We start from the raw sequence: 26,030 nt of genomic DNA, 5'->3' as shown, positions 1-26,030 counted from the left end.
CGGTCTCGCACGCCCGGGCATGCCGCCCACCGAGGTCCACGGGAGCACCTTCACGAGCGCGGCCGGCGGATTCACCACCGAGCACGAGGAACTGGCGAGGGATGCCCGCGGGATTCTCGACGCCATCTCCGCACTGGGCGATTTCGCCGGCACGGACGAGGCGGGGAACACGTTCAGGCAGGGCTATTCCACCGCGTTGAAGAAAGCGGAGACGTACGTCAACGCGCTGCGCGACGTCTATCCCAGCGTCGCCGAACGGCTGTCCGGCATGAAGACCAGCTTCGACGTCGCGAACTGGGCCACCATCGAATCCCTGCCGAAAGTGTCCGACCCACCCGAGTACTCGGAGTCGGACGGAAAGCTCACCCCCTGACCTCTTCTGGAGACCTGATGACCACACCGGACGACGGCGCGCCCTTCCTCGACGAGGAGATGCGCCGCTTTCTCGCCGAGTTCCAAGCCGACATCCGGCCGCTGGAGCAGTTGCAGGAGGGCCTCAATGCCGTCCGCGGCCGAGGTGAGGCGGCCCATGGCCAGGTGACGGCCGAGGTGCTGGCGAGCGGCGCGCTCGGCGGCCTGCGCATCGACCCGAGAGCGATGCGACTCGGCGCGGACGCGCTGGCGGAGGCGGTGCTCGCCGCCGCGAACGCCGCCGCCGCGGACCTGACCGCGCAGATGGAGAAGATGATGACGGACGGCCTGACCCCGTTCGCCGAGGAGGTCAGGCGTTTCAACCAGGGCTAGCCTCATGCTCACGGGATACCGCGCCAGCGCCTGAACTGGTCCTGGCCCGCGGCGACACCCAGCTTGGCGAGCATCTGCTCCCAGGTGGGCCGCAGGCTCAACGGATCGTCGATCACGTCGCCGGGCCGGTTGAGCGCGTTCGCCGTCATGCTGAAGATGGTGGATCCGGTCAGGAACACGATGGCATTGCGCGCCGCCTTGTTCTCCGGCAGCAGGTTGGCGGCCTTTCCGAAATTGGCTGGATCCACATGGTAGAAGACCATGGCCGCCGCGAAGTTCTTCACCATGTACTCGCCGCGGTCGCCCCACGACCCCATGTCCTCGCCCCTCGCCAGCTTGACCCCGTCGACGAGCAGCTGGTCGAGGGCCGTGTAGGCGAGGCTGCCGCCCACGGCGTAGACGAACCGCTTCCCCACTTCATGTTCGAGCATCTTGACGAGCAGCCGCGCCTGCGTCTTGCGCCTCGCCCAGTTGATCAGCGCCTGGACCTTCCTGTCGATCGCCGGCCAGCAGAAGAACATCAGCAGCTCCAGCCACTGGATCATGGCCATGGTCCGCAGCGCGTGCTGGGTCTGCTCCAGCATGTCCGCGTAGTCGTCGACCGCGTCGGCCAGCCCGCGGATGTAGGCGGACACCTCCGGCGGATAGGGCGCGACCTCGTCGTTGAAGTATTTCCTGAAGGCGTCGATGCCCGCGCCTGACATGGGCGGCCGCCACACCCTGCTCGCGGCCTCCTCCACGTCGTCCAGGCTGCCGTCCACCCGCCTGGCCAGCTGCCGCAGCAGCTGCGCGGCCTCGCGCGCCTTGGCCGGGTCGCCGTCGGGGTAGGCGACGGCCAGCATCTGCATGACCACGGCGCCGACACCGGCGGCGGAGAACATGAACCCCGCGATCGGCAGGGACTTGGGGGACGGACTCACGTAGCAGACCCTTTCTCTCTCACTATCGACTGCCACGTTAGCCCCAAAGCCGACGTAAATCTCCCTATTTCAGGTCGGTTATGACGCGAGGCGGCGCGGTGGAGCGGCGGGTGACCAGAGTGGGGGTGACGGAGAAGCGGACCGCGGACGTGCGCCCCTCGATGATGCGCTCGAGCAGCAGCCGCCCGGCCGTCTTGCCCATGATGGCCCCGTCCTGGTCCATGCTCGTCAGCGAGATGTGCGCGAGCGCGGTCACGCGGGCGTTGTCGTAGCCGGCCACCGATACGTCGCCGGGCACGGCGAGCCCGGCCTCGTGGATGGCCGCGAGCGCGCCGAAGGCGGCCTGGTCGGACCCGGCGAAGATCGCGGTAGGGCGGGGGGTGCGGGCCAGCAGCTCACGGGTGGCCTGGTAGCCGCCCTCCTCGGTGTAGGAGGTGGCGACGACGGCGATGTGCTCGGCCAGGCCGTGCTCGGCCATCACCCGCTCGTACGTCCTGGCCCTGATGGTGTGCAGCCACGCGACGGAGCGGGACGGGCCGCTGTCCTTCTGCGAGATGTGCGCGATGCGGCGGTGGCCGAGCGCGATGAGATGCTCGACGGCGAGCTCGGCGCCCACCTCGTCGTCGTCGAGCACGGAGTCGTAGACCGCCGAGCGGTCGTGGCGGCCGAGCACGACGGTGGGCGTGCTCCTGGCCGTCTCCTCGAGCCGGGACCTGGCGAGGACCGGGGCGACGATGAAGATGCCGTCCACCTGCCGGTCCACCAGGGCGTCGATCGCGCGGCCCTCGGAGTCGGGGTCCATGGTGCCGCCCTGGACGATGATCGCCTGGTAGCCGGCGCCGGCGATCTGCTCGTCGAGGCCGTCGAGGATGTCGGCGAAGAACGGGTTCCTGATGTGCGGCAGCACCACGCCGATGGTGAACGTGCGCCCCCGCATGGCCCGGGCCGCGGCGTGCGGGCGGTAGCCGAGCTCGTCGATGGCCGCCTGCACCTTGGCACGCATCGCCTCGCTGACGCCGTAGGCGTTGCGCAGCACCTTCGACACCGCTGTGGTGGAGACCTGGGCGTGGCTGGCCACATCGCTTATCGTCACCCGCCGCCGCCCGTCACGCGTGACCATCTGGCGCACCTCGTTCGACTAGACGCGACCCGATTGTACGAGCTCAGGTCAGCTGCCGCGATGGGTAACGATACCCATCTCAAAGGTCCGACGATCCCAGGCCGGGGGCCCCACGTGGATCACGATCGGGGACCGTTCCTCAAATCGAGCCTTGACGCCGTACCACGTAACGCTTACGTTAACTGGAATCGGGGGGCGTTAAAACGATTCAACGGACCCGGAGGGGCGTTGTGAAGACCTCTCATCGCACACTGGGAGCGGCACTGGCCGTTCTCACGATGACTGCCCTGACCTCCTGCGGCTCGGGCTCCGCGCCGGCTGCCGACGGCACGGTCACCCTGAAGTTCCTCATCGACAACGGACAGGGAGCCGTCGACTCGGCCAAGGCGATGACGACCGCGTTCATGCAGGCCAATCCCAAGATCAAGATCGAGACCGAGACGCGGCCGGCCGGCAGCGAGGGCGACAACATCGTCAAGACCAAGCTCTCGACCGGCGACATGGACGATGTGTTCCTGTACAACTCCGGGTCGCTGCTCCAAGCACTCAACCCGTCCCAGACCCTGGTCGACCTCACCGGCGACCCGGTGCTGCAGAACGTCCAGAAGGACTTCCTGCCGGTGGTGACCCAGGGCGGCCACGCGTTCGGCGTGCCCTTCGGCACCGCCATGGGCGGCGGCATCCTCTACAACCGCAAGGTCTACGAGAAGCTCGGTCTGCAGGTGCCCAAGACCTGGGACGAGTTCATGGCCAACAACGCGAAGATCAAGGCGGCGGGGATCAGCCCCGTGGTCTCGACGTTCAAGGACACCTGGACCTCGCAGCTCTTCGTGCTGGGCGACTTCTACAACGTCCAGGCCGCCGTGCCGAACTTCGCCGCCGACTACACCGCGGGCAAGGCCAAGTTCGCCACCACCCCGGCCGCCACGGCCGGGTTCCAGCATCTTGCCGACGTGCACGCCAAGGGCTACCTGAACGAGGGCTTCGGCTCGGCCACCGCCGACCAGGGCATGAAGATGCTGGTGGAGGGCAAGGGCGCGCACTATCCGATGCTCAGCGCCCAGTTGCCGCCGCTGGTGGCCTCGATGCCGCAGGCCGCCACTGACGTCGGCTTCTTCGGGATCCCGGGCACCGACCCCGCCAAGAGCGGCGCGACGCTCTGGGAGCCGGGCGCCGTCTACATCCCCAAGACCACCAAGAACCTCGATGCGGCCAAGAAGTTCCTGGCCTTCGTCGCCTCTCCGGCGGCGGCCGACGCGGTGAGCAAGGCCGTGCAGCCGGCCGGTCCGTACCGGATCACCGGCGCCAAGCTGCCCGACGACGCCATCCAGGCCGCCAAGGACCTGCAGGCGTACATCGACAGGGGCGCCACGGCGCCGGCGCTGGAGTTCGTCTCGCCGGTCAAGGGCCCGTCGCTCGAGCAGATCACCGTCGCGGTCGGCTCCGGGCTGACGCCGCCCGCCGAAGGCGCCGCCCAGTACGACAAGGACGTGGAGAAGCAGGCCAAGCAGTTGGGGCTCGCGGGGTGGTGACCGAGCAGGCGGCCCAGCCACGGCAGGGATCCCGCGTCACGCCAGAACCGGGGGCCGCCCGCCCGGTCAGGCGCAAGTCCGCCTACCCGTACGCGCTCTACCTGCCGGCCGCCGTCGTGTACCTCGTCATCTTCCTGGTGCCGACGGTCATGGCCTTCTATTTCGCGCTCACCCGCTGGACCCTGTTCGACAGCACCTTCGTCGGCCTGGACAACTTCCGCGACTTCCTGTCCGAGCAGAACCTGCGCATCGGCTTCGTCAACACCCTCTTCTACGCGGTCGTCACCAGCGGCCTGAAGGTCGTCCTCGGGCTGCTGCTCGGCGTGCTGCTCACCTCGAAACTGCGGCTGCGCGGCTTCCTGCGCTCGGTGGTGTTCTTCCCCGTCCTCGTCTCCACGGTCGCGGTCGGCATCACCTTCAGCGCGCTGCTGCGGCCCGACACCGGCCTGGTCAACAAGGCGCTGGCCCTGGTCGGGATCGACGGCCCCGACTGGCTCGGCGACGCGAGCACCGCCCTGCTCTCGGTCGCCCTCGTCGACGTGTGGAAGGGCGTCGGCATCGCCACCGTCATCTACATCGCCGGCATCCTGTCCATCCCCCGCGACTACTACCAGGCGGTGGCGGTGGACGGCGGCGGCGCCTGGCACCGCTTCCGCCACGTCACGCTGCCGCTGTCCTGGCCCGCCACCTACTCGGTGATCATCCTGTCGTTCATCGGCGGCCTGCGCTCCTTCGACCTCATCTGGACGATGACGCGCGGCGGGCCCGGCTTCACCAGCGACACCATCGCCTCGATCATCTACAAGCAGTACCAGGCCGGCTTCTTCGGCCTGTCCACCGCGGGCAACGTGCTGCTGTTCGTCGTCGTCACCGCCATCGTCGTCCCGCTCAACTACTTCCTCGGCAAAAGGCAGGTGGCCGCATGACAGTCCTGCGCAGGCTCGGCGCCGAGGCCGTCGCCCTGGCCCTGGCGGCCGTGATCTTCCTTGTCCCGTTCGCCCTCATGCTGCTCACCGCGGTCAAGGACCAGACCCAGGCCACCGACCTCGACTTCGCCTGGCCGGCGAACTGGCCCGTCGTCCAGAACCTCACCGAGGTGATCGAGGCCCGCGACTTCGTGCTGCTGCGCGCGTACGTCAACAGCACGGTCCTGACCGTGGCGTCGGTGGCGCTGATCGTCGTCTTCGCCGCGATGGCCGCGTTCGTGCTGCAGCGCCGCGCGGGCCGGCTCGGCTCGGTGGCCAACTTCCTGGTGCTGTCCGGGCTGATCATCCCACCCGCGATCGTGCCCACGATCTGGCTGCTGCAGGCGCTCGGCCTGTTCAAGACGCTCCCTGGGCTGATCCTGATCGAGGTGGCCTTCAACCTGGCGTACGCGGTGCTGCTGTTCCGCGCGTTCATCGCGGCCATCCCGCGCGAGCTGGACGAGGCCGCCATGATCGACGGCTGCACCGGGCTCACCCTGTTCTTCCGGGTGATCTTCCCCTTGCTCCGGCCGGTCACCATCACCGTGGTCCTGACCACGTCGGTGGCCATCTTCAACGACTTCGTCAACCCGCTCTACTTCACCCCGGGCGACGAGAACGCCACCGTGCAGGTGACCCTCTACAACTTCCAGAGCCAGTACAACACCCAGTGGAACCTGCTCTTCATGGACATCGTGCTCATCACGATCCCTCCGTTGCTGCTGTTCATCTTCTTCAATCGCAAGATCGTCGCCGGCATGACCGCCGGCGCCATCAAGGGCTAGGAGACCCGTGACCTTCGTGCATGTCGAAGCGCCCGCCTTCGAACACCACCGCGACCCCCTCGGCATCGGCGAAAGCGCTCCCCGCCTGTCCTGGACCGTCACCACCGACATCCCCGGCTGGCAGCAGGAGGCGTACGAGATCGAGCTCAGCGACGGCACGACCACCGGACGGGTCGAGTCGGCGGAGTCGGTGCTCGTCCCCTGGCCGGGCGGCGAGCTGAGCTCGCGCGAGCGCCGGGGCGCCCGGGTGCGCGTGCACGGCCGCGACGGCTCGGCCGGCGACTGGAGCCCCTGGTCGTGGGCGGAGGCCGGCTTGCTGGACCCGGCCGACTGGCAGGCGGGCACGGCCGCGCCGCCGCTGGAGCTGCTGGGCGTCCCCGACGGCCCCGCGCTGCTGCTGCGCCGCGACTTCACCGTGCGCGGCCCGATCCGGCAGGCCCGTCTGTACGTCACCGCGCACGGCATCCACGAGACGGAGATCAACGGCCGGGTCGTCGGCGACGACGTGCTGGCCCCCGGCTGGACCACCTACGGCCACCGCCTGCGCTACCGCACGCACGACGTCACCGAGCTCCTGGCCGAGGGCGCCAACGCGATCGGCGCCACGCTCTCCGACGGCTGGTTCCGGGGGCGCATCGGCTTCGCGGGTGGCAAGACCGCCGTCTACGGCGACCGTACCGCGCTCATCGCCCAGCTCGAGATCACCTACGCGGACGGCACGACCGACGTGGTCGTCACGGACGGGAGCTGGCGCTGCGCGAGCGGCCCCGTCACGGCGGCCAGTCTGTACGACGGCGAGAAGCACGACGCCCGGCTGCTACCGGCCGGCTGGTCGGAGCCCGGCTTCGACGACGCCTCCTGGCTGCCCGCCGACGCGCTGCCGCACGACCCGGCCCTGCTCGTCGCGCCGGTCGGCCCGCCGGTCCGCCGGGTGGAGACGCTGGCCCCGGTGGAGGTGCTGACCGGGCCGGACGGGGAGACGATCCTCGACTTCGGCCAGAACATCGCCGGCCGGCTGCGCATCCGCGTCCAGGGCCCGGCCGGGCACACCGTCACCCTCCGGCACGCCGAAGTCCTGGAGAACGGCGCGCTCGCTCTGCGGCCACTGCGTCACGCGGACGCGCTCGACGAGTACACGCTGCGCGGCGACGGCGCGCCCGAGGAGTGGGAGCCGCGCTTCACCGTGCACGGCTTCCGCTACGCGCAGGTGGACAACTGGCCGGGCGAGCTGGACCCGGCCGACGTCCAGGCCGTGGTCTGCCACACCGACATGCGGCCCACCGGCGATTTCCGCTGCTCCGAGCCGCTGCTGAACCGCCTGCACGACAACGTCCGGTGGAGCATGCGCGGCAACTACGTCGACCTGCCCACCGACTGCCCCCAGCGCGACGAGCGGCTCGGCTGGACCGGCGACATCCAGGTCTTCGCCCCGGCCGCCGCGTTCCTGTACGACTGCGCGGGCCCACTGTCGTCCTGGCTGGCCGACCTCTCCGCCGACCAGGCCGAGCACGGCACGGTGCCGCACTACGTGCCGTGGGTGGAGCTGGTGTTCGGCACCTCCCCCACCGCGGCCTGGGGCGATGCCGCGGTCCTCGTGCCGTGGACGCTCTACCAGCGTTTCGGCGACCTCGGGCTGCTGCGGCAGCAGTACCCGAGCATGAAGGCATGGGTGGACCAGATAGCCGGGCTGGCCGGCGACGACCACCTGTGGGACGAGGGCTTCCAGTTCGGCGACTGGCTCGACCCGGCCGCGCCGCCGGACGACCCCGGCAAGGCCCGTACCGACCACGCGCTCGTCGCCACCGCCTACCACGCCTGGACCGCCGGCATCCTGGCCGAGACGGCGGCCCTGCTGGGGCACTCCGCCGACGCCGAGCACTATGCCGCGCTCGCGGGGTCGGTGCGCGAGGGGTTCCGCCGCGAGTTCGTCACGCCGTCGGGGCGGCTGGCCTGCGACACCCAGACCGCCTACGCCCTGGCCCTGACGTGCGACCTGCTGGACGGGCCCGCGCAGCGGGAACGGGCCGGGCGGCGCCTGGTCGAGCTGGTCGCGGGCGACGACCACCGCATCGGCACCGGCTTCGTCGGCACCCCGCTCGTCTGCGACGCGCTCTGCTCGGTCGGCGCGTACGATACGGCGTACGCGCTGCTGCTCCAGCGCAACTGCCCGTCCTGGCTGTACCCGGTGACGATGGGCGCCACCACCATCTGGGAGCGGTGGGACAGCCTGCTGCCCGACGGCTCGGTGAACCCCGGCGAGATGACGTCCTTCAACCACTACGCGCTCGGGGCGGTGGCCGACTGGCTGCACCGCACCGTGGCCGGCCTCGCCCCGGCCGCCCCCGGCTACCGCCGCCTGCGCATCGCTCCCCGGCCGGGCGGGGACCTGACCCACGCCTCGGCCGACCTCGACACCCCGTACGGTCCGGCGTCGGTCTCCTGGACCAGGGACGGCGGGACGCTCACGGTCACCGCGTCCGTGCCGCCGGGGACGGTGGCCGAGATCGACCTTCCGGGGGCGGCCCCGCAGGAGGTGGGCTCCGGGACCCACACGTTCACCACGACGGTGTGATCGCTTCCCCGGCCCGTCGAGATCGTCCGGCGGGCCGGGGGTGATCAGGGCCGCCGGGCGGGCTTGCGATAGGTGATGACCTTGTCGCCGGGCGCCGGATAGGCCATGATCAGCAGCCGCTGGGTCCCGTCCTCCTCGCCCTTCCCCGGTAACCAGGCGTAGTGGACACGGATGCGGTAGTGCCCCTTGCGGCCGTGGAGCGACAGGTCGGGCAGCCGGCCGCCGCCCAGGCCGTCCGAGAGCACCAGCTGCCCGCTCGGGCTCTCGTACCCGACCTCGACCACGTGCTCCCAGCCCTTGGTCTCCACGGGAGGGCGGCGCGCGTAGGTCTCCAGAGCCACGCACACGTGGTAGTCGGGGTCCGTCATCACGACCAGGTGGCTGGGGCCGGCGGCGACCAGGCCGTTGTCCAGGCTCCTGTCGAAGACCCCGTCGTCGGCGGGGTCGGCGCCGTCCTCGGTCTCCTCGTACATCTCCCACCCGATCTCGGGCCACTCCGGCTCCTTGAGCACGGTCGACTTGGCGGGCTTGATGAGGGGGCGGTGGCGCGGGGCCGCGTCGCATTTGCGCCGCTCCTCCGCCTGCGACTCCGCGAACTCGCGATCCTGCGCGGCGCGCAGGGCCTTGGCCGCCGCGTCGGCGCTCGGGCAGATGCCTGCGAGCGTCCAGGTCAGGCTGCGGGTGTCCAGGCGGAGGTGGGCCAGCTCCTTGGGGTCGTTGCGGGTGTAGACGGCGCACAGGCGGCGTCCGTGGGCGAGCAGCACCTGGTCGGGGGTGGTGGCGGCGAGATCGAGCAGGCGGCTGTCGCGGACCGCGCACACGAACGCCCGCGGGCCCGCGAGCTCCCCGTCCTCGCCGTACCGATCGCACTCCTTCGCCGTGGTGACCGGGCCGCGGGCCAGGTCGGCCGCCGGGATGGCGCACAGCGCCACGGCCACGGCGAGCAGGTAGTGCGGGCGGCGGCGGGCGGGGACTGCGGCGTACAGGAGGAACAGGATGAGGGCGGACCCGGCGAGCGCGAAGCTGTACCAGAGCGGTGAGATGCCGAAGAAAAGCCGGCCGTCCTCGCCCTCGGTGAGCAGCCACTCCGGGTGGATGTGCTCGGCGAAGGTCACGAAGTCCGGGTCGTACACGCGGTCCGTGCCGGGCCGGTACGTGAGGGCGGAGACGGCACCGGCCACGGCGGCCAGGCTCAGGGCCGTCATGGTGACGCGCAGCAGGCGGCGGGTCCTGCGCACCACCGCGACCAGGACCAGCACGGCGGGGGCTCCCACTCCGACGAGCACGTCGAGGATCACCCAGGCCGTGCTCGCCAGTTCGCTCGTGTGCTCGCGGACGAAGCTCTCCACCGCGCCCCTGGGGCCGATCCACAGCGGCATCCGCTGCGCGAGGTTGACGGCCGCCGGGATCAGCGGGAGCGCGACGGCCACGGCCGCGAGCGGCCAGGAGCGCGACGGCGCCCGCTCGGGCGCCACCCTGGCCGAGGGACCCGACGGGACGGGGTTGGCGAGTTCGTGGGCGGAGCGGGCGTCCCACACGATCCCGAAGACGCTCACCGAGGTGATGACCGTGTCGAACAGCAGGCTGTAGTCCAAGTCGCCGTACACCTCGAGGGAGATGCCCGAGGGCGTCAGGAACCAGAGCACGGCCACCAGGGCGCCGATCCACACGGTGCCCCTGCTCCAGCGGGCGTCCCTGGCCTGGCCCACCAGGGTCAGCACGAACCAGAGCATCCAGAACGTGCCGTCCAGCCCGGCGGCATCGCTGATCTTCACCAGGTCGGTCAGCTCGAACCCGTAGCCGATGTTGCCGACGATCCCCGCCAGGGCGCTGAGCGTGCCCGCCGCCAGCGCGAGGAGCCGCCACCATCGAGTGAGGACCCCGGCGAGGACAGGGAAGTACAGCCAGACGACGGCCAGCTGGATCGCGCAGCCGACCAGACTCTGCCACCACGCGTACGGGATCGGCAGTCGGAAGAGCAGCGAGCTCGCGACGCTCGCGTACAGGGCCACCCGCAGCAGCGCGACCCACCTGCCCCTGCCTGTCAGCTCCCCGGTGGCGCGCCCGCGCAGCACCTGCCACAGGGCCCAGCCCTGCACCGCGCCGACCGCCACCATGACGAGATCCACCCACCACACGGCGGGGATCGGCATGAAGCCCCACTCCCCCGCCACGAGCCGCAGGAGCAGCCGGGGTTCACGGGTGACGAGCGCGACGACGCCGAACGCGATGACCACGGCCACGTAGGCGGCGGCGAGCCGTGCGGCGATCCTGCCGAAACGGTAGCGACGCACGGGACATCCTCGGGGACGACTCGGATCGGGCAAAGGCGCCCAACCCTAGCGAGCCGCCCTGAAGATGATCAAGACTCGTTCTCGTAACGGCCGGAGCGGCCGTCTCACGGCTCCTCGACGATGTCGATCGCCCGTTCCGGGCAGTTGGCGACGGCCAGGCGCGCCGCCTTCTCCTCCTCCGGCGGCACGACGCCCTCACCGATCACCTGCCCGTAGCCCTCGCCGTCCTCGGCGAACAGGCCGGGGGCCAGGTCGTAGCAGCGGCCGTGTCCCTGGCAGCGCTCAGGATCGATGCGTACTTTCACTGTGCGTGCTCCGCTTCCGTGTGCGGTGTTGCCGGTGGGGCGAATGCGGCCACGACGCGGGTGAGCACCGCCGACCACTCCTCGTCGTCCACCGCGTGCAGGTTCGGCGTGATGAGTGCGCTGCCCATGGAGAGCAGCAGGCAGAAGTGGGCCAGCGCGTCCGGGGGCAGGGCGGGGTCCAGCTCGCCGCCGGCCTGGCCCGCGCGTACCAGGTCGGCGAGCCAGTCGGCCCGCTCGCCCAGGTAGTCGCGCATCGGGTGGGCGACCTCCTGGTCGCGGCGGGCCGCGACCAGTGCCTCGACGATCAGGTGGCCGGGAGCCCCCTCACGGCGCGGCAGCCAGCGGCCGACGATGAGGAGCAGCTCCGCGACCGACCGGTCGGGGGCGGCGGCGAGCAGCTTGGCCAGCATCAGCGGCCCGTGCGCCTTCAGCGCGGACACGAGCAGGTCGGCCTTGGAGCTGAAGTGCGCGTACAGCGCGCCGTTGCTGACGCCGGCCGCCGCGGCGATGTCGGCGACGCGCGTGCCGTCATAGCCGCGCTCGGCGAACACCTCGGCGGCCGCCTGCAGCAACCGTTCACGCGTCTCAGCTGCGGTGACGCCCGCTATGCGGCCCATGGAGCTGAATTTAAAGTTCCTTCATTTCGTACGTCAAGACAAGCGCCGAGGTCGCGCCGGTCCAGGTTGCGCGGCGAGGCCGTCCGGTCCGGCTGGCCGCACCTGGAGGAGGCGTACCGGGTGGGCGAGTACGTGCTCCCCCGCCTGAGAGGTGTCCCCGTCTCCTGAACCTCTGCCTTCTACGGCTTCTCTAAGGTTCGCCGACGGCTCTGTGAAGGTCGGCCGGGTTGGCTTGGCAGCAGCCACCGGCCGGAGGTGCCGGCCGGGCGGTCGGGAGGAGAAGCGACATGGACCGACGAAAGGCCGGCCTGGCCGCCGGGATGGTCGCGGTACTGGTGCTCGGCGGGTCGGGGGCAAGGGCGGCCACACCGTCGCAGGGCGTCACCGACGATCCGTGCGCGAAGGCGGCGACGTGCTCGCCTTCCGACATCGCGAAGATGAAGGAAGAGGAGGCGGCGAAGGCCGAGGCGGCCCGGACCCGGGGTGCCGATCCCGGCAAGGACGGCTCGACCTGCTCGGCCGACGTGAAGCAACCCGCGTCCATCGATTCAGGGAAACTGGCCCAGGCACTGGCCGATACGCTGGGCGTCGGGCTCGACCGGGCTGCCGCCGCCGTGCAGGAGCTTGACCTGCTCTCCCAGAAGGGCGGGATGAAGCCGGACTCGCCGGAGTTCGCGGCGGTGGCTGAGCGGCTGGGTGTGCCGGCGGATCGGCTGAACCAGGCGCTGCGCGCGATCAAGCAGGCGTTCGCGCCTCCGAGGGACGGCACGCCGGACGGCATCGCCAGGCCGGACCTCAAGACACCGGACCCCAAGGCACCGGACCGCTTCGAGACACCGGACCCCAAGGCACCGGACCGCTTCGGCACGCCGGAGCCTGCCAAGACGCCGGGCTCCTGAGCCCGAAGGACAGCCGGACGGGCGACCGGCCGCCGAGAGCTTCACCCAGGAGCCGGACGGCGCCACGGGAGCTCGCGAGGGCTGGGCGATGGCCATCCTGCCCGGCTGTCCGAACCCACGTGCGGCGTCCCCCATGCCTCGAGCGGCCGGCCGGCCCCCGGCGCACGGCCTCAGCCGGAGGCGCGAAAGGCCGTGAAGCGGCGAGCAGCCGACGGGGACCCGCGTAAGGTCGTGAAGCGGCGAACAGCGGGCGGGCGCTCGCAAAGGGCTGGGCGGCGGCGGCCTGGGCGAGGAGAGTGTCATCATGCACGTCCTAGTGGCCGATGACGACGAGGCGGTGCGCCGCTCGCTGGCGCGTGCGCTCGCCCGCGAGGGCTACCACGTGAGCACCGCCGCCGACGGCCTGCGGGCGCTGGAGGCGGCCGGCGGCGGGCGGCAGGACGCGGTGGTGCTGGACATCATGATGCCCGGGCTGAACGGGCTGGAGGTGTGCCGCCGGCTCAGGGCCGGTGGAGACCGTACGCCGATCCTGATGCTCACCGCCCGCGACCTGGTCGCCGACCGGGTGGCCGGGCTGGATGCCGGGGCCGACGACTACCTGGTCAAGCCGTTCGCGCTGGAGGAGTTGCGGGCCCGCCTGCGCGCCCTGCTGCGGCGCAGCGGCGCGGCGGAGGAGGTCCTGCGCTTCGCAGACCTGGAGCTGGACACCGCGGCCTGCCGGGCCTCCCGCGGCGCGCGGGTGCTCGACCTGACCAGGACCGAGTACACGCTGCTGAAGGTGTTCCTGCGCAACCCCAACCGGGTGCTGAGCCGCGGCGTGATCTTCGACGCCGTCTGGGGGTACGACTTCGGCCCGTCCTCCAACGCGTTGTGGGTCTACATCAGCTATCTGCGGGCGAAGCTGGAGGCCGGAGGCGAGCCGCGATTGATCCAGACGGTGCGCGGGCTGGGGTACGTGCTGCGGGAGGAGCCGTGAAGCTGCGGACCAGGGTCGCGCTGGCGGGGGCGGCCGTGGTGGCGGCCGCGCTGCTGGCAGCCTCGCTCGTGCTGTATCCGTCGATGGCGTCCGGGCTGGCCGGGCAGCACGACGGCGAGCTGGTGCAGGCCGCCGGGCAGGCCCCCCGCCTGCTGGAATCGTTCAAGGCCACCGACGCGCCCCTGCCCACGCGTCCGGTCAACGTGGGGGACACGCTGCTGCAGTTCTTCCCGGATCCCGTGGGACCAGGTCCGACGGCCGGTTTCGTCCCGCTTACCGTCCAGGACGTCACGGTCGCGTGGGGCAAGAGCAGCCCGTACTTCCAGGACGTGACCTACGACGGGCTGCGCTACCGCGTCTACACGGCTCCGCTGACCCAGATGGGCCAGGGGCTGGTACGCACCGCGTTCGCGCTGGACCGGGACGACGCGACGCTGGGCAGGCTGAAACTCCTGCTGGCGGCGCTGACGCTGGGCGGCGCGCTGATCGCCGGGCTGGGCGCGCGGCTGCTCGCCGGGCGGGTGCTGCGTCCCATCGGCCGCCTGACCGAAGTGGTCGAGCACGTCACCGCCACCCGTACGCTCACCGCCGGCGGCCTGGACGGCAGCGGGCGCGACGAGGTGGCCCGGCTGGCCCGGTCCTTCGCCACGATGACGGGCGCGCTGCACGAGTCCCTGCTGGCCCAGCGGCGCCTGGTGGCCGACGCGTCGCACGAGCTGCGTACCCCGCTGACCAGCCTCATCACCAATCTGGAGCTGCTGGGGGAAGGACGCGGCACCGCCGATCCGCAGGCCCCCGCCCTGGTGCGGGAGGCCCGCGCGCAGGCCGGGGAGCTCCGGGTACTGGTCAACGACCTGGTGGAGCTCGCCCGGTACGGCGACACGCAGATCCACCTCGAGGACATCCGCCTCGACCTGGTGGCAGAGCGTGTGCTCGCCAGGGCGGAGACGCGCGCGCCCCATGTGCGGCTACGGGCCGAGCTCACCGAGTGCCTGGTGCGCGCGGACCCGGACGCCGTCGAACGCGCCGTCGCCAACCTCGTCGACAACGCCGTCAAGTGGAGCCCGGCGGGGGGCGAGGTGCTGGTGCGGGTGGACCCCTCGGGCACGCTGTCGGTCGCCGACCAGGGGCCCGGCATCGCGCCCAAGGACCTGCCGTTCGTCTTCGACCGGTTCTACCGCGCCGATGAGGCCCGCTCGCTGCCCGGCTCGGGGCTCGGCCTGGCTATCGTGCGGCAGATCGCCGAGGCACACGAGGGCACGGTACGGGCGGAGCCGCTCCCACAAGGGGTCCGGCTCGTCCTGTCACTCCCCCTGGCGACCTGACACAAAACCGGCGCAGGAGGTCGTCCGACGCCTGCCGGGTCTCTGCTCCACCGGTGGGCGATGTGGTCGCCTCCAGCCCCAGCACATCGAACGCGGACACGAGCCTTTCGCGGTCGAGCATGGGGGGAAGCAACTCCTCAGGATCGGGCCGTGACCAGGTCAGTACTGGAGTGCGCGTAGCGTGCCGTCCATGGCGACACTTCTGGACAACCTGGTGGACCTGTCCGACTTTGCCTGGCAGCGCCTGCGCGACCGGCTGGAGGGCCTGACCGAGGAGGAGTACCTCTGGGAGCCGGTGCCAGAGTGCTGGACGATCCGTCCCGGCGCGGACGGCTCGTACGAAGCCGACGGGGCACTGCTGCCGCCCGAGCCGCCGCCGTTCACCACGGTGGCCTGGCGCGTCACGCACCTGATCGACGTGCTGCAGGCCGAGCGGACGGCGACCTGGTTCGGGCACCGGCCATCACCACAGGACGGGCTGCCCGGGGTGCCGGGCACCGCCGCCGACGCATTGCGGGCGCTGGAGCATGCCTATGCCGTGTGGCGGCGGCGGTTGGCCGGCCTGAGCGGGGACGATCTCGCCCGGCCCATGGGGCCGATCGCGGGACCGTACGCCGAGCAGGACGGCACCGCCTTCGCCCTGCACATCCTCGACGAGCTCATCCACCACGGAGCCGAGATCGGCGTCGTGCGCGACTTCTACCGTCAGCTCGGGCCGCAGGACCCGTTCGTGCTCACCTGTTTGCGCGGCGAGCGAGCGGAGATCGACGCCATGCTCGAGAAGGACCCGGCGCTGCTCGCGCGCATGCGTGCCGAGCGTCCCGCCCTGCTGGTCGAGGCGGCCGCGCTGCAGCGCTGGCCCGCGGTGGACGTGCTCGTCGAGCTGGGCTTCGACGTCAATGCCCGCTCCGCGTCCGGCCGGGTCCCGGCCCACTACGCCGCCGCCACCGGCCAGGTCGAGACCCTGCGGCTGCTGGTCGGGCGCGGCGCCGATCTGACCGTCACCGATTCGATGTACCAGGTCACCCCGCTCGGCTGGGCCGAGTGGTTCGGCCAGGAGGAAGCCGCCGACTACCTCCAGCGGCAGCAGGCCGCCGGCACGGCCTGACACCCGGATGCACTCCGGCCCCCGCTGCCGACCGATCAGCTCGCGGGGGCCGTGAGGTCAGGCCAGTGGCTTCGACTCGTCCAGCTTGGCGATCTGGGTCAGTGCCGCCTTGTACTTCTCGGCCAGTTCCCGGATCTTCGCCCCGTACGTGGCGACGTCGGCGTTGACGATGTTGCGGGCGTTGGTCGCGTCCCACTTGGCCGGCAGGTCGTAGTCGGCCAGCTTGTGGTTGCCGCGGAACATCCCGTCCCGCATCCCCAGCACCATGATCCCCGCCGCGACCGCCGGCTTGGCGGCGTTCTCCGGGCCGGCCACCAGGTCCAGCTTCGCCAGCGAGGCCAGGTTGCTGAACTTGGCGTAGTTCGCCCGACCGGTGACCTGCACGTAACCCCGGCCGATGAAGACCATGAAGTCGCACTTCCTGGCCGCCTTCTTGACGGCGACCGGCTGCGCGTCCGGGTAGGCGGTGCCGTTCCACAGGGCGACGTCCTCGGCGGTGCTGATCTCGCCCGCGTCCTTCAGCGCCTTGCCGGCCTTGATGTTGCCGGCGAGCGTGTTGTAGCTGCTCTTCTGGCCGGGGATGGCGTTGAAGAAGTACGCGTCGCGGGTGAACACGGTGTCGGTGGAGATGCCGTTGGAAAGCTCGGTGGTGTACCTGCCCATCGCCGACTCGTGGTGCGCGGTGGCCAGGACATAGCTGACCGGGTTCAGGTCCGCCACGCCGTGGGCCGCGCAGGCGCCGAGTATCGCGTTCAGCGCCGTGCGCGCGGTGGCCGCGCCGTTGACGGTCTGGGCCACCGGCAGCGCCCTGTTGACCGCGACGCCGACGACCGAGTGGGGATCGGCCGCGGCCTCCACGACCCGCGCGGCATCACGGAACGCTCCAGAGAGGGCGAGATCGTAGACGGTACGGACCGGGATGGTGGCGAGCGTGGCCTCGGCTGCGTCGGAGACGCCGAGCAGCACGCCGGGACGGGACTGCAGGACCTCGCGGAGCTCCAGGTGAGCGAACTCCGTCTTCACATGGACGGTGTACGTCATCGCAGGTCGCATTCATGGAGTGACTGCCAACGCTCCCATATCGCGGCCGTTGAGCCGGTCGTTTCCCGTATCGCGTGTCCGGGACCGGACAATCCTGTGCGAACTCCGGTCAGTCGGCGCGCGGCCGCCTCCAGGTACGCCCGTGCCGGTTGAGTAGTCCCTTACTCAGGTGCGAACCGCGCCACCCCGGCGACTCTGAGGCAATCGAGTCATGTGACGGGGAGGTGCAAGTGTGAGAGCTTTACGCAGAATGCGGCTTTGCGCGAAGTCGCTGGCGGTGACGCTCCTGGTGCTGGCCGGAGTGGCGCTCGTGGGCGTCACTCCGGCCCAGGCGGACACCCACAAGGTCACCGTGAGCCTGTACAGGGTGGTCGAGCTGTCCTGCAACGAGGGCGACGGCGAGGCCTGCGGGAACGACTACTATCCGAAGTTCAACATCGACAACCAGGGCCTGTTCGACGGCCGGGACGATTTCTGCTGCGCCCACGGGAAGGACTTCACCACCAACTGGGTCCACCAGGCCACCGTGGACGAGTCGCACAACCGGATCGCCATCCATCTGGAGCTGTGGGACCAGGACGACCTGACCCAGGACGACGTCATCCACTGGGTCAAGGGCAGGGACTACCTCGATCTCGAGTTCGACCTGTTCACGTGCGTGTTCACCGGCAGCGGCCTGACCACACAGCAGGGGGCGAACCTGCCGACGCTGGCCGGGGAGAGCGAGGGCACCGGCGACGACTCGGCACGGGCGTACTTCACCATCAGCACCCCGCACTGCAAGGACGTGCTGAACGAGACCGACACCGACGGCGACGGCATCATGAACGGCTGGGAGACGCCCACGGGCGGCCTCGACGTCAACGGTGACACCCTGATCGACCTGCCGCTGGGCAAGGCGCCGTACAACGCTCTGCCGTACCGCAAGGACCTGTTCGTCGAGGCGGACTACATGACGGGATTCGATCCGCAGAACGGGGCGCTCGACGACGTCGTCCAGGCGTTCGCCGCCGCGCCGGTCGATCCTGATCCCGATTCGCCGGGCGGGTTCCGCGGGGTCACCCTGCACGCGATGAAGGGCGAACAGGTGCCGCTGGTGCACGACATCCTGTTCAAGACCGACGGCGGGGGCACGCAGGACGACTTCAACGACCTCAAGGGACGCCACCAGGTGCCCGGTGAGTGCCCGGGCTTCTTCGGCACCCCCGACGACCGCAGGAGCCCGAACTGCGCGAACATCCTGAACGCCAAGCGGCAGGTGTTCCGCTACATGATCTTCGGTGACACCTTCAGCGAGGACACCAAGTCGTCCGGCTCCTCCGAGTGGGACCCCGCGGGCCCCACGGGCGGCAACGACTTCATCGTCACGATGGGCGCGCTCAGCTCCACGACCATCAACAGAGCAGGCGGCCGGCGCAACGCCGAGGCGGCGACCTTCATGCACGAGCTCGGCCACACGCTGAGCCTGGGCCACGGCGGCGGCGACGCCATCAACTGCAAGCCCAACTACCTCAGCGTGATGAACTACACCCTGCAGTTCGCGAACATGGACTCCTCGCGCCCGCTGGACTACTCCAGCGCGGTCAGGGGCACCGCGCTCACCACGCCGCTCAAAGAGGCCGGCCTCGACGAGAACAAGGGCGTGTACGGGACACCCCATCCCACCCGCAACATCGTGTACGGCCTCAAGGGCAAGCCCAAGGTCTGGCCCGCCAACGACGGCCGCATCGACTGGAACGGCGAGAAAGGCGACAAGGAGGTCAACATCCCGGCTGACATCAACGTCATCGACTCGATCAAGCGGTGCGACACCGCCAGTGCCGGGGAGACCCTGAACGGGTTCGACGACTGGGCCAACATCCAGTACAACCCGCGGCTCGACGTCGGCTTCTTCGCGGACGGCGTGCGGCGCAGCGTGCCGGAGGAGCTGACCCAGCAGACGATCCTGGCCATGACCCAGAAGGCCGACCTGAAGGTCACGAAGTCGGCCGACCAGAATGAGGCCGGCGGCGGCGACACCGTGAGCTACACGGTGGACGTGACCGACCTCGGGCCCGGCACCGCGACCGGCGTCTCGGTCACCGACACGCTGCCCGACGGCACCACACAGCAGCGCTCGCTGCCCGACCTGGCGGGCGGGGCCGTCCACACCGTCGCGCCGAAGTTCACCTACCAGGTGCCGTGCGACACGGCCGACGGCACGGTGCTCACCAACCGCGTCACCGTCGCGGGCAAGGACACCGACGGCGTGCCCGACCCGTACACCAGGGACAACGCCGCGCAGGCCACGACCACGGTCCGCGCGCCGGTGCTGACGGCGGGCATGACGGCGACGGCCGCGGTGAACGCCGGGGAGGCGATCACCTACACCGTCACGTACGCCAACACCGGCGGCGGCGCCGCCTCGAACGTCGCTGTCACCGGCACGCTGCCGGCCGGCGTCTACTACAGCCAGGCGCTCGACCAGGGCGCCGGGCCGAAGCCGGACTCGGTGACGCTCAACGCCGACGGCACCAGGACGCTGGTCTGGAAGGTGGGCACCCTGCCCGCCGCCTCCGGCGACAAGAAGATCGTCTTCACGGCGCGGCCGACGCTGCTGGCCACCGCGGGCACCGCGTACACCGGCCAGGTGTCCGTGGCGTACCGGAACGCCGGCGGGGCCTGCGGGTTCGCACCGGTCACGGCCTCGGCGGCGACCTCGGTGACCGAGGTCGCGCCCAGCAGGACGCCGCTGCTCTCCACGGTATGGGCGCTCCGGAACGACCTGCGCACCGCGGAGGTGCTGGCCCGCGTCCAGGCCACCGACACCCGCTTCGACGGCGCCGACGGCTCCACGCCCGACGGCGCGCTGTCCCAGCAGGAGGCGTCGGCGGTGCTGACGCTGCCGGTGACGCAGCCGCGCACACTCCAGGCGGAGCTGCTGGCCACGGCGTTCAACCTGGCCACGCGCCGGATCAACGCGGGCACCGCGGTCGACACGATCACCATCCGCCGCCTGGGCCTGAGCGCGGTCGGCGACGCCGTCCGGTACGCCCAGGCCACTCTGGCCCAGCCACCGGGCCTGGGCAACCTCGTCCGCTACACCGACAGCACGCTGGCCCTCACCGAGATCAACTCGGGCGTGGCCGAGCGCTACTAGCGGACCCCTGAGCGCCGCCCGGCCTCCGGGCGGCGCTCTTCCCTGTCAGGCCCACTTTCCGGAGTCCGCGAACGGCATGTGCTCGCCTTCCACGTACACCGGGAACGGCTGGTACACGTTGACGCCCGGCTGCCCGCGCAGCAGCAGGGCGGAGACGAACGGCTGCTGCTCGCTCGTGATCCGGGTCGAGGTCGGGATGTAGCGGATGGTCAGGCCGCAGCGGCGGCGCGGCGAGGTGTTGGCGTTGGAGGCGTGCAGGATGTTGGGGTGGTGGACCTCCACGTCGCCGGGCGCGAGGACGAGGTCCACGGCCTGCGACTCGTCCACGGTCACCGCGCTCTCCGAGCCGAGCACGTTGTCGATGTCGTCGCGCTGCCGCAGCTCGTGCAGGTCCTGCCGGTGCGAGCCGGGGATCACGCGCATGCAGCCGTTCTCGGGCGTGGCCTCGTCCACGGCCAGCCAGAGCGTGACGACGCGCATCGGCTCCAGCGGCCAGTACGCGCCGTCCTGGTGCCACAGGACCGGTTTGCCGGAGAAGGGCGGCTTGCTGATGTAGTGCGAGGCGAACAGCGCGATGTCCGGGCCGACGAAGAGCTCGGCGAGGTCGAGCAGCCGGCCGTCGCTGACCAGCCGCACCCAGAAGGGGTCGCCGGCGACCAGCTCGGTGCCCAGGTCCTCGCCGAGCCGGTCCGGGTGCCTGGCCTGGAGCCAGGCGACGTGCTCGCTCGCCTCGGCGATCAGGCCGGGGTCGAGGACGTCGCGGAAGATCGTGTAGCCGTCGCGGTCGTAGTCCTGGAGGGTCCGGTCGACTTCCGTGATCACCATGTGCTCCTTGTGCGAGGTGGGCGTCGATCCGGATTCTTCGGTCTTCGGGCCGGGAGTTACTAGTACTCGCCGCTCCATAAGTATTAATTTCCTGACATGCCGACCGTCCTGCGCTGGGCCGAGTTCGCGGCCGGCCTGCCGTACCACGCGGCCCTGGTGCCGGTGAGGGGCAGCCGCAGGGACCGGCCCGAGCCGCACAGTCACGCGGACTTCCACGAGCTCGTCTTCGTGACCGCGGGGACGGGCGCGCAGAGAGTCGGCGAGGCGGAGCTGCCGCTGCGCGCGGGCGACGTGGTGCTGGTACGCCCGCACGACCGCCACGAGTTCTCCTCGACCGACGGCATGCGCTTCGTCAACATCGCCTTCCCGAGCGAGCGCTGGCGCGCCTTCGCCGACCTGGCGGGGCTCGCGGGGCCGGCGGACTGGGATCGCCGTGAGCTCCCGCTGTCGGCGCGCACCGAGCTCGACGGGCCGGTGGCGGCGGAGTTCGGCCGCGTACTGGGCGCCTATCCGGGCGTGCCCCGCGTCCTCGACCTGGTCGGGCTCTGGACGGCGGTTGTCCCCCTGCTGGAGCGCGCCGACGGCACGGCCGTGGACCCGCGGCCCGGCTGGCTGGTGTCGGCCTGCGCCGCGATGAGCCGCGAGGAGAACCTGCGGGAGGGCCTGCCCAGGCTGCTGGCGATGGCCGCGGTCAGCTCGGGTCACCTGGCCCGCTCGATGCGCAGGCACTACGGGTGCACACCGGTCGCGTTCGTGGCCGGACGCCGGCTGGAGCACGCCGCCCTGCTGCTGGCCACGACGACGGAGGGCATCGGCCGGATCGCCCAGCGCTGCGGCTTCTCCGGCCAGTCGTACTTCGGCCGGCTCTTCCAGGAGAGGTACGGCATGGCGCCCCGACGTTACCGGGAGGTTACGCGGCGGGCGGTCGTCCCTATGGACACCCAAGATATCAAGTGATTAGATGACTCAACCCCCCAAAGATCGAAGAGGAGGCCGGGCATGATCCGGTCACTTGGTATCGCCGCCGCCGTCTGCCTCGCCCTCGCCGCCTGCTCCTCCGGCGGGTCCACCCCGAAGCAGGCCGCCGGCAAGACGGAGCTGAAGCTCTACAACGACAAGGGCGCCTGGAGCAAGTACTTCGACGAGATGGGCAGCCTGTCCAAGCAGCAGATCGGCCTGTCGATGAAGCCCGTCGGCTACACCGACGAGCCGACGTACCAGGCGTTCATCAAGGCGTCCTTCCGCACGGACGTGAAGCCCGACCTGTTCACCTGGACGACGGGCGGCCGGCTGGCGGAGATCGTCGCCCAGAAGCAGGTGTCGGAGACGACGCCGATCTGGCAGGAGGCGATCAAGAACGGCGACCTCTCGGCGGATCTGGCCAAGTACTACACGGTGGGTGGCAAGCAGTACTGCGTGCCGCTGAACGCGGCGTACTGGGGCATGTTCTACAACAAGTCGATCTTCGACAAGTATCAGCTCAAGCCCCCGACCACGTGGGACGAGCTGGTCAAGGTCGCCGACACGCTGAAGAAGAACGGGGTGACCGCGTTCTACCACACGTCGGTGCTGTTCTCCTTCGTGTGGTTCGAGCAGCTCCTCGCCGGCACCGACCCCGACCTCTACGACCGTCTCGCGACCGGGCAGGCGAAGTACACCGATCCCGGCGTGGTGGACGTGATGAAGCGGTGGAAGTCGATGATCGACGCCGGTTACTTCACCAACCCGGGCGACAAGACCGACCCGGGCGACGTGCTCAAGACCGGCAAGGCGGCGATGGTGTCGTTCGGCACGTGGTTCAACACGAGCATGACGCAGCGCGACCTCAAGGCGGGCACCGACTACGGCTTCTTCGTCATCCCGAACGTCAACCCGGCCCTGCCCAAGACCTCGATGATCTTCGAGAGCGGTCCGCTCTGCTCGCTGGCCAAGGCGCCCGACCCCGACGCCAGCATGAAGTACCTCAAGTGGTGGGTCGGCTCGGCCGCGCAGGAGAAGTGGTCCACCGCCAGGGGCGACGTGTCGGCCAACCCGAAGGTGGCCATCGCCGACCAGGCCATCGCCGAGGTCAGCAAGGCGGCGGGGAGCGGGGAGTATCGCCTGGTCAACCGCTATTTCGAGGCCACGCCGCCGCCCGTGCTCACCGCCGCGCTGGACGGCTTCGGCGCCTTCGTCGTCAAGCCGGACACCTATCAGAAGGTCCTCACGGACATCCAGGCCGCCGCCGACGAGTACTGGAGCACCCACCAGCAGGGGAACTGACCGGCGCCGCGCCGTGCGGAGGCCGGGGTCAGGGCAGCAAGCCGCGGCGGCGGGCGGCGACGACGGTCTCCATGCGGGTGTGGGTGCCCAGCTTGCGCATGGCGTTGCGCAGGTAGCTCTTGACCGTCTCCGGCCGGATCCCGAGCCGGACGCCGGTCTCCGCGTTGCCGCAGCCCACCGCGACCAGGGCGAGGACGTCGAGCTCGCGCGGCGACAGCAGGCTCGCCCGATCCGGGGCGGCCCGGCCGTTCGAGCCGGCCAGCCGGTCGCAGACGTCCTGGAGGCGGGCCCGGATCCCGTCGTCGGCGACGTCCTGCGTGATGGCCCTGAGCTCGGCGTGCGCCTGGCGGACCGCCTCCCACTCACCGGCGGTCGGCGACTCGCGGGCGGCGCGGGTGATCGCCGCCGTCTCCATCTCGGCCAGCCGGCGCTCCACCTCACGCCGTACGGACAGCTCGAAGCCCAGCCGCAGGGCGACCTGCGTCATGGCGTCCACCACGCGGTCGCTGATCGACAGCGGCTCGCGGATCCCGCCGTACAGGACGCCTGACACCGCGCCGTCCACGGTGACCGGCACGGCCGCGATGGCCCGCAGGCCCTCGACGTTGACCGGTGTGTCGTACTCGTGGCTGATGCGCGGGTCGGCGGTGTAGTCGTCGACGGCGCCGGGCCGGGCGGTGGTGATCACCCGGCCGCCGAGCCCGTTGCCCGAGCTGACGACGAGGCCGCGCAGCACGCCGGTCAGGGTGCCGCTGAACTCCGTCAGCGTGACGCCGTGAGAGCGGCTCCCCACCAGGCCGCCGAACGCGACGGGCAGCCCGGTGGCGCGCCGCAGCCTGCCCACGGCAGTCTGGAACGTCTCACGTTCACGGGCGGCGGGCGCGTGCGGTGCGGCCATGGCACCAGCATGGACCAGGCCTGGCGGCGAGAGCCACCCCCGAACGGGGGTGGCGGGGAGCCGGATACGGGGGAATCCTCCGGGCATGGCTGACGCACTGCTCTCGTACGCCTCGGGCGTGTCCGAGGTCCCCCTGCTGGGCGAGACGATCGGGGAGAACTTCGAGCGCACCGTGGCGCGCTTCGGCGGGCGGGAGGCGCTGGTGGACGTGGCGGCCGGGCGCCGCTGGACCTACGCGGAGCTGGACGCCGCCGTGAACGAGGTGGCGCTCGGCCTGCTGGCCCGCGGCATCGCCAAGGGCGACCGGGTGGGCATCTGGGCGCCCAACTGCGCGGAGTGGGTGCTCGTCCAGTACGCCACCGCCAAGATCGGCGCGATCCTGGTCAACGTCAACCCCGCGTACCGGGCCCACGAACTGGCCTACGTCGTGAAGCAGTCCGGCATGCGGCTGCTGATCAGCGCGGTCGCGCACAAGACCAGCGACTACCGGGCGATGATCGGGGAGATCGGGTTCGAGGACGCCGTGTTCATCGGCGAGCCGGGATGGGACGAACTGGTCGAGAACGGCAGGCGCGGCGACCCGGCGGCGCTGCGGGAACGGGCGGCGCGGCTGGCGTTCGACGACCCGATCAACATCCAGTACACGTCGGGGACCACCGGCTTCCCCAAGGGCGCCACGCTCTCCCACCACAACATCCTCAACAACGGCTACTTCGTCGGCGAGCTGCTCGGCTACACGGAGGCGGACCGGGTGTGCCTGCCGGTGCCGCTCTACCACTGCTTCGGGATGGTGATGGGCAACCTCGGCGCGACCTCGCACGGCTCGTGCGTCGTGCTGCCGTCGCCGGGGTTCGACCCGGAGGCGACGCTGCGCGCCGTGCAGGAGGAGCGGTGCACGTCCCTGTACGGGGTGCCGACGATGTTCATCGCCGAGCTCGCCGCCCTGCCCGGGTCCGGAAATTTCGACCTTTCGACCCTCAGAACGGGCATCATGGCGGGCTCCCCGTGCCCCGTCGAGGTCATGAAACGCGTCGTCAGCGAGATGAACATGACCGAGGTCGCCATCTGCTACGGCATGACCGAGACCTCACCGGTGTCCACGATGACCCGCAGGGACGACGGCCTGGCCCGCCGCACCGAGACCGTCGGCCGCGTCATGCCGCACATCGAGGTCAAGGTCGTCGACCCGGAGACCCGCCTGGCCGTCCCCCGGGGCGAGCCGGGCGAGCTCTGCACCCGCGGCTACTCGGTCATGCTCGGCTACTGGGGTCAGCCGGAGGCCACGGCCGAGGCCGTGGACGCCGCCCGCTGGATGCACACCGGCGACCTGGCCACCATGGACGACGACGGCTACGTCAGCATCGTGGGCCGCATCAAGGACATGGTCATCCGCGGCGGCGAGAACATCTACCCGCGCGAGATCGAGGAGTTCCTGTACGGCCACCCGGACATCGGCGACGTCCAGGTGATCGGCGTGCCCGACGAGAAGTACGGGGAGGAGCTCATGGCCTGGATCGTCATGCGGCCGGGCGCCGAGCCGCTGACGGCCGAGCGGATCAGGGAGTTCTGCGCGGGCCGGCTCGCCCACTACAAGATCCCCCGGTACGTCCACGTGGTGGACGCGTTCCCCATGACTGTCACGGGCAAGATCCGCAAGGTGGAGATGCGCGAACGGGCCGCCGCCATCCTCGGCCGCTCATGAC

Annotated in this window: 22 protein-coding genes; 14 read left to right on the top strand and 8 right to left on the bottom strand. The window is 70.7% G+C overall.

Annotated elements, in window-relative coordinates:
* Positions 1–19: 19 nt before the first annotated feature.
* Both AB0J64_RS26370 and AB0J64_RS26365 read left to right on the top strand, forming a co-directional pair.
* Complete coding sequence (locus tag AB0J64_RS26370) at positions 20–373, top strand: hypothetical protein (RefSeq protein ID WP_364031923.1); 354 nt, start codon at positions 20–22, stop codon at positions 371–373.
* A gap of 17 nt (positions 374–390) precedes the next feature.
* Complete coding sequence (locus AB0J64_RS26365) at positions 391–744, top strand: YbaB/EbfC family nucleoid-associated protein (RefSeq protein ID WP_364031920.1); 354 nt, start codon at positions 391–393, stop codon at positions 742–744.
* Between the two features lie 8 nt (positions 745–752).
* Here AB0J64_RS26365 and AB0J64_RS26360 read toward each other — a convergent pair whose 3' ends face one another.
* Positions 753–1,664 carry a hypothetical protein gene (locus AB0J64_RS26360; protein WP_364031917.1) on the bottom strand — a complete coding sequence of 304 codons (912 nt, stop codon included), beginning with the start codon at positions 1,662–1,664 and terminating at the stop codon, positions 753–755.
* Between the two features lie 64 nt (positions 1,665–1,728).
* A complete protein-coding gene (locus AB0J64_RS26355) occupies positions 1,729–2,784 on the bottom strand; it encodes a LacI family DNA-binding transcriptional regulator (RefSeq protein WP_364031914.1) in 1,056 nt (351 codons plus the stop codon).
* 278 nt (positions 2,785–3,062) lie between these two features.
* Here AB0J64_RS26355 and AB0J64_RS26350 point away from each other — a divergent pair, with 278 nt between their 5' ends.
* The 4 genes from AB0J64_RS26350 to AB0J64_RS26335 are packed head-to-tail and all read left to right on the top strand — an operon-like array spanning position 3,063 to position 8,638.
* A complete protein-coding gene (locus tag AB0J64_RS26350) occupies positions 3,063–4,316 on the top strand; it encodes an extracellular solute-binding protein (protein ID WP_364031911.1) in 1,254 nt (417 codons plus the stop codon).
* Positions 4,313–5,242, top strand: a complete 930-nt coding sequence (locus tag AB0J64_RS26345; RefSeq protein WP_364031908.1) for a sugar ABC transporter permease — start codon at positions 4,313–4,315, stop codon at positions 5,240–5,242. Before AB0J64_RS26350 ends, AB0J64_RS26345 begins: the two co-directional genes overlap by 4 nt.
* The gene (locus AB0J64_RS26340; protein ID WP_364031905.1) at positions 5,239–6,066 is read left to right on the top strand and encodes a carbohydrate ABC transporter permease; all 828 of its coding nucleotides are present in this window, start codon (positions 5,239–5,241) and stop codon (positions 6,064–6,066) included. The genes AB0J64_RS26345 and AB0J64_RS26340 overlap by 4 nt, the downstream gene beginning before the upstream one ends.
* Positions 6,067–6,073: 7 nt before the next feature.
* Positions 6,074–8,638: a glycoside hydrolase family 78 protein gene (locus AB0J64_RS26335; protein WP_364031902.1), complete on the top strand. Its 2,565-nt coding sequence runs from the start codon at positions 6,074–6,076 to the stop codon at positions 8,636–8,638.
* Positions 8,639–8,682: 44 nt separating this feature from the next.
* On the opposite strand, the gene AB0J64_RS26330 is transcribed toward AB0J64_RS26335, so the two are convergent.
* The 3 genes from AB0J64_RS26330 to AB0J64_RS26320 all read right to left on the bottom strand — a co-directional run bounded on the left by AB0J64_RS26330 (position 8,683) and on the right by AB0J64_RS26320 (position 11,854).
* Positions 8,683–10,932, bottom strand: a complete 2,250-nt coding sequence (locus AB0J64_RS26330) for a hypothetical protein (RefSeq protein ID WP_364031899.1) — start codon at positions 10,930–10,932, stop codon at positions 8,683–8,685.
* Between the two features lie 104 nt (positions 10,933–11,036).
* Entirely contained in the window at positions 11,037–11,237 is a 201-nt protein-coding gene (locus tag AB0J64_RS26325; RefSeq protein ID WP_364031896.1) for a ferredoxin, read from the bottom strand.
* Entirely contained in the window at positions 11,234–11,854 is a 621-nt protein-coding gene (locus tag AB0J64_RS26320) for a helix-turn-helix domain-containing protein (RefSeq protein ID WP_364031893.1), read from the bottom strand. Before AB0J64_RS26320 ends, AB0J64_RS26325 begins: the two co-directional genes overlap by 4 nt.
* 287 nt (positions 11,855–12,141) lie before the next feature.
* Between AB0J64_RS26320 and AB0J64_RS26315 the strand changes: the two genes are divergently transcribed.
* From AB0J64_RS26315 to AB0J64_RS26300, 4 genes are all read left to right on the top strand, one after another.
* The gene (locus AB0J64_RS26315; protein WP_364031890.1) at positions 12,142–12,753 is read left to right on the top strand and encodes a hypothetical protein; all 612 of its coding nucleotides are present in this window, start codon (positions 12,142–12,144) and stop codon (positions 12,751–12,753) included.
* 304 nt (positions 12,754–13,057) lie between these two features.
* Positions 13,058–13,729: a response regulator transcription factor gene (locus AB0J64_RS26310; protein WP_364031887.1), complete on the top strand. Its 672-nt coding sequence runs from the start codon at positions 13,058–13,060 to the stop codon at positions 13,727–13,729.
* A complete protein-coding gene (locus tag AB0J64_RS26305) occupies positions 13,726–15,054 on the top strand; it encodes a HAMP domain-containing sensor histidine kinase (RefSeq protein ID WP_364031884.1) in 1,329 nt (442 codons plus the stop codon). The genes AB0J64_RS26310 and AB0J64_RS26305 overlap by 4 nt, the downstream gene beginning before the upstream one ends.
* A 190-nt stretch (positions 15,055–15,244) precedes the next feature.
* Complete coding sequence (locus tag AB0J64_RS26300; RefSeq protein WP_364031881.1) at positions 15,245–16,162, top strand: DinB family protein; 918 nt, start codon at positions 15,245–15,247, stop codon at positions 16,160–16,162.
* Positions 16,163–16,219: 57 nt separating this feature from the next.
* Here the strand turns inward: AB0J64_RS26300 and AB0J64_RS26295 are convergent, their stop codons facing one another.
* The gene (locus tag AB0J64_RS26295) at positions 16,220–17,203 is read right to left on the bottom strand and encodes a hypothetical protein (protein WP_364031878.1); all 984 of its coding nucleotides are present in this window, start codon (positions 17,201–17,203) and stop codon (positions 16,220–16,222) included.
* A 250-nt stretch (positions 17,204–17,453) separates the two neighbouring features.
* On the opposite strand from AB0J64_RS26295, the gene AB0J64_RS26290 reads away from it, so the two are divergent.
* Positions 17,454–20,342 (top strand): hypothetical protein, encoded by a 2,889-nt coding sequence (locus AB0J64_RS26290; protein WP_364031875.1) that lies wholly within the window; start codon positions 17,454–17,456, stop codon positions 20,340–20,342.
* A 45-nt stretch (positions 20,343–20,387) separates the two neighbouring features.
* Here the strand turns inward: AB0J64_RS26290 and AB0J64_RS26285 are convergent, their stop codons facing one another.
* The gene (locus AB0J64_RS26285) at positions 20,388–21,167 is read right to left on the bottom strand and encodes a phytanoyl-CoA dioxygenase family protein (protein WP_364031872.1); all 780 of its coding nucleotides are present in this window, start codon (positions 21,165–21,167) and stop codon (positions 20,388–20,390) included.
* Between the two features lie 96 nt (positions 21,168–21,263).
* Here AB0J64_RS26285 and AB0J64_RS26280 point away from each other — a divergent pair, with 96 nt between their 5' ends.
* Positions 21,264–22,124: an AraC family transcriptional regulator gene (locus tag AB0J64_RS26280; RefSeq protein WP_364031869.1), complete on the top strand. Its 861-nt coding sequence runs from the start codon at positions 21,264–21,266 to the stop codon at positions 22,122–22,124.
* Between the two features lie 42 nt (positions 22,125–22,166).
* Complete coding sequence (locus tag AB0J64_RS26275) at positions 22,167–23,429, top strand: extracellular solute-binding protein (RefSeq protein ID WP_364031866.1); 1,263 nt, start codon at positions 22,167–22,169, stop codon at positions 23,427–23,429.
* Positions 23,430–23,457: 28 nt separating this feature from the next.
* Here the strand turns inward: AB0J64_RS26275 and AB0J64_RS26270 are convergent, their stop codons facing one another.
* Positions 23,458–24,327, bottom strand: a complete 870-nt coding sequence (locus AB0J64_RS26270) for a LuxR C-terminal-related transcriptional regulator (protein WP_364031863.1) — start codon at positions 24,325–24,327, stop codon at positions 23,458–23,460.
* Between the two features lie 85 nt (positions 24,328–24,412).
* Between AB0J64_RS26270 and AB0J64_RS26265 the strand changes: the two genes are divergently transcribed.
* The gene (locus AB0J64_RS26265) at positions 24,413–26,029 is read left to right on the top strand and encodes an AMP-binding protein (protein WP_364031860.1); all 1,617 of its coding nucleotides are present in this window, start codon (positions 24,413–24,415) and stop codon (positions 26,027–26,029) included.
* Position 26,030 lies beyond the last annotated feature (1 nt).

This window comes from Nonomuraea sp. NPDC049695 (assembly GCF_040674955.1).
Taxonomy (GTDB): Bacteria; Actinomycetota; Actinomycetes; order Streptosporangiales; family Streptosporangiaceae; genus Nonomuraea; species Nonomuraea helvata.
Note: the sequence above shows the minus strand (reverse complement) of the source record. Positions and strands in the feature narration are given on the sequence as shown.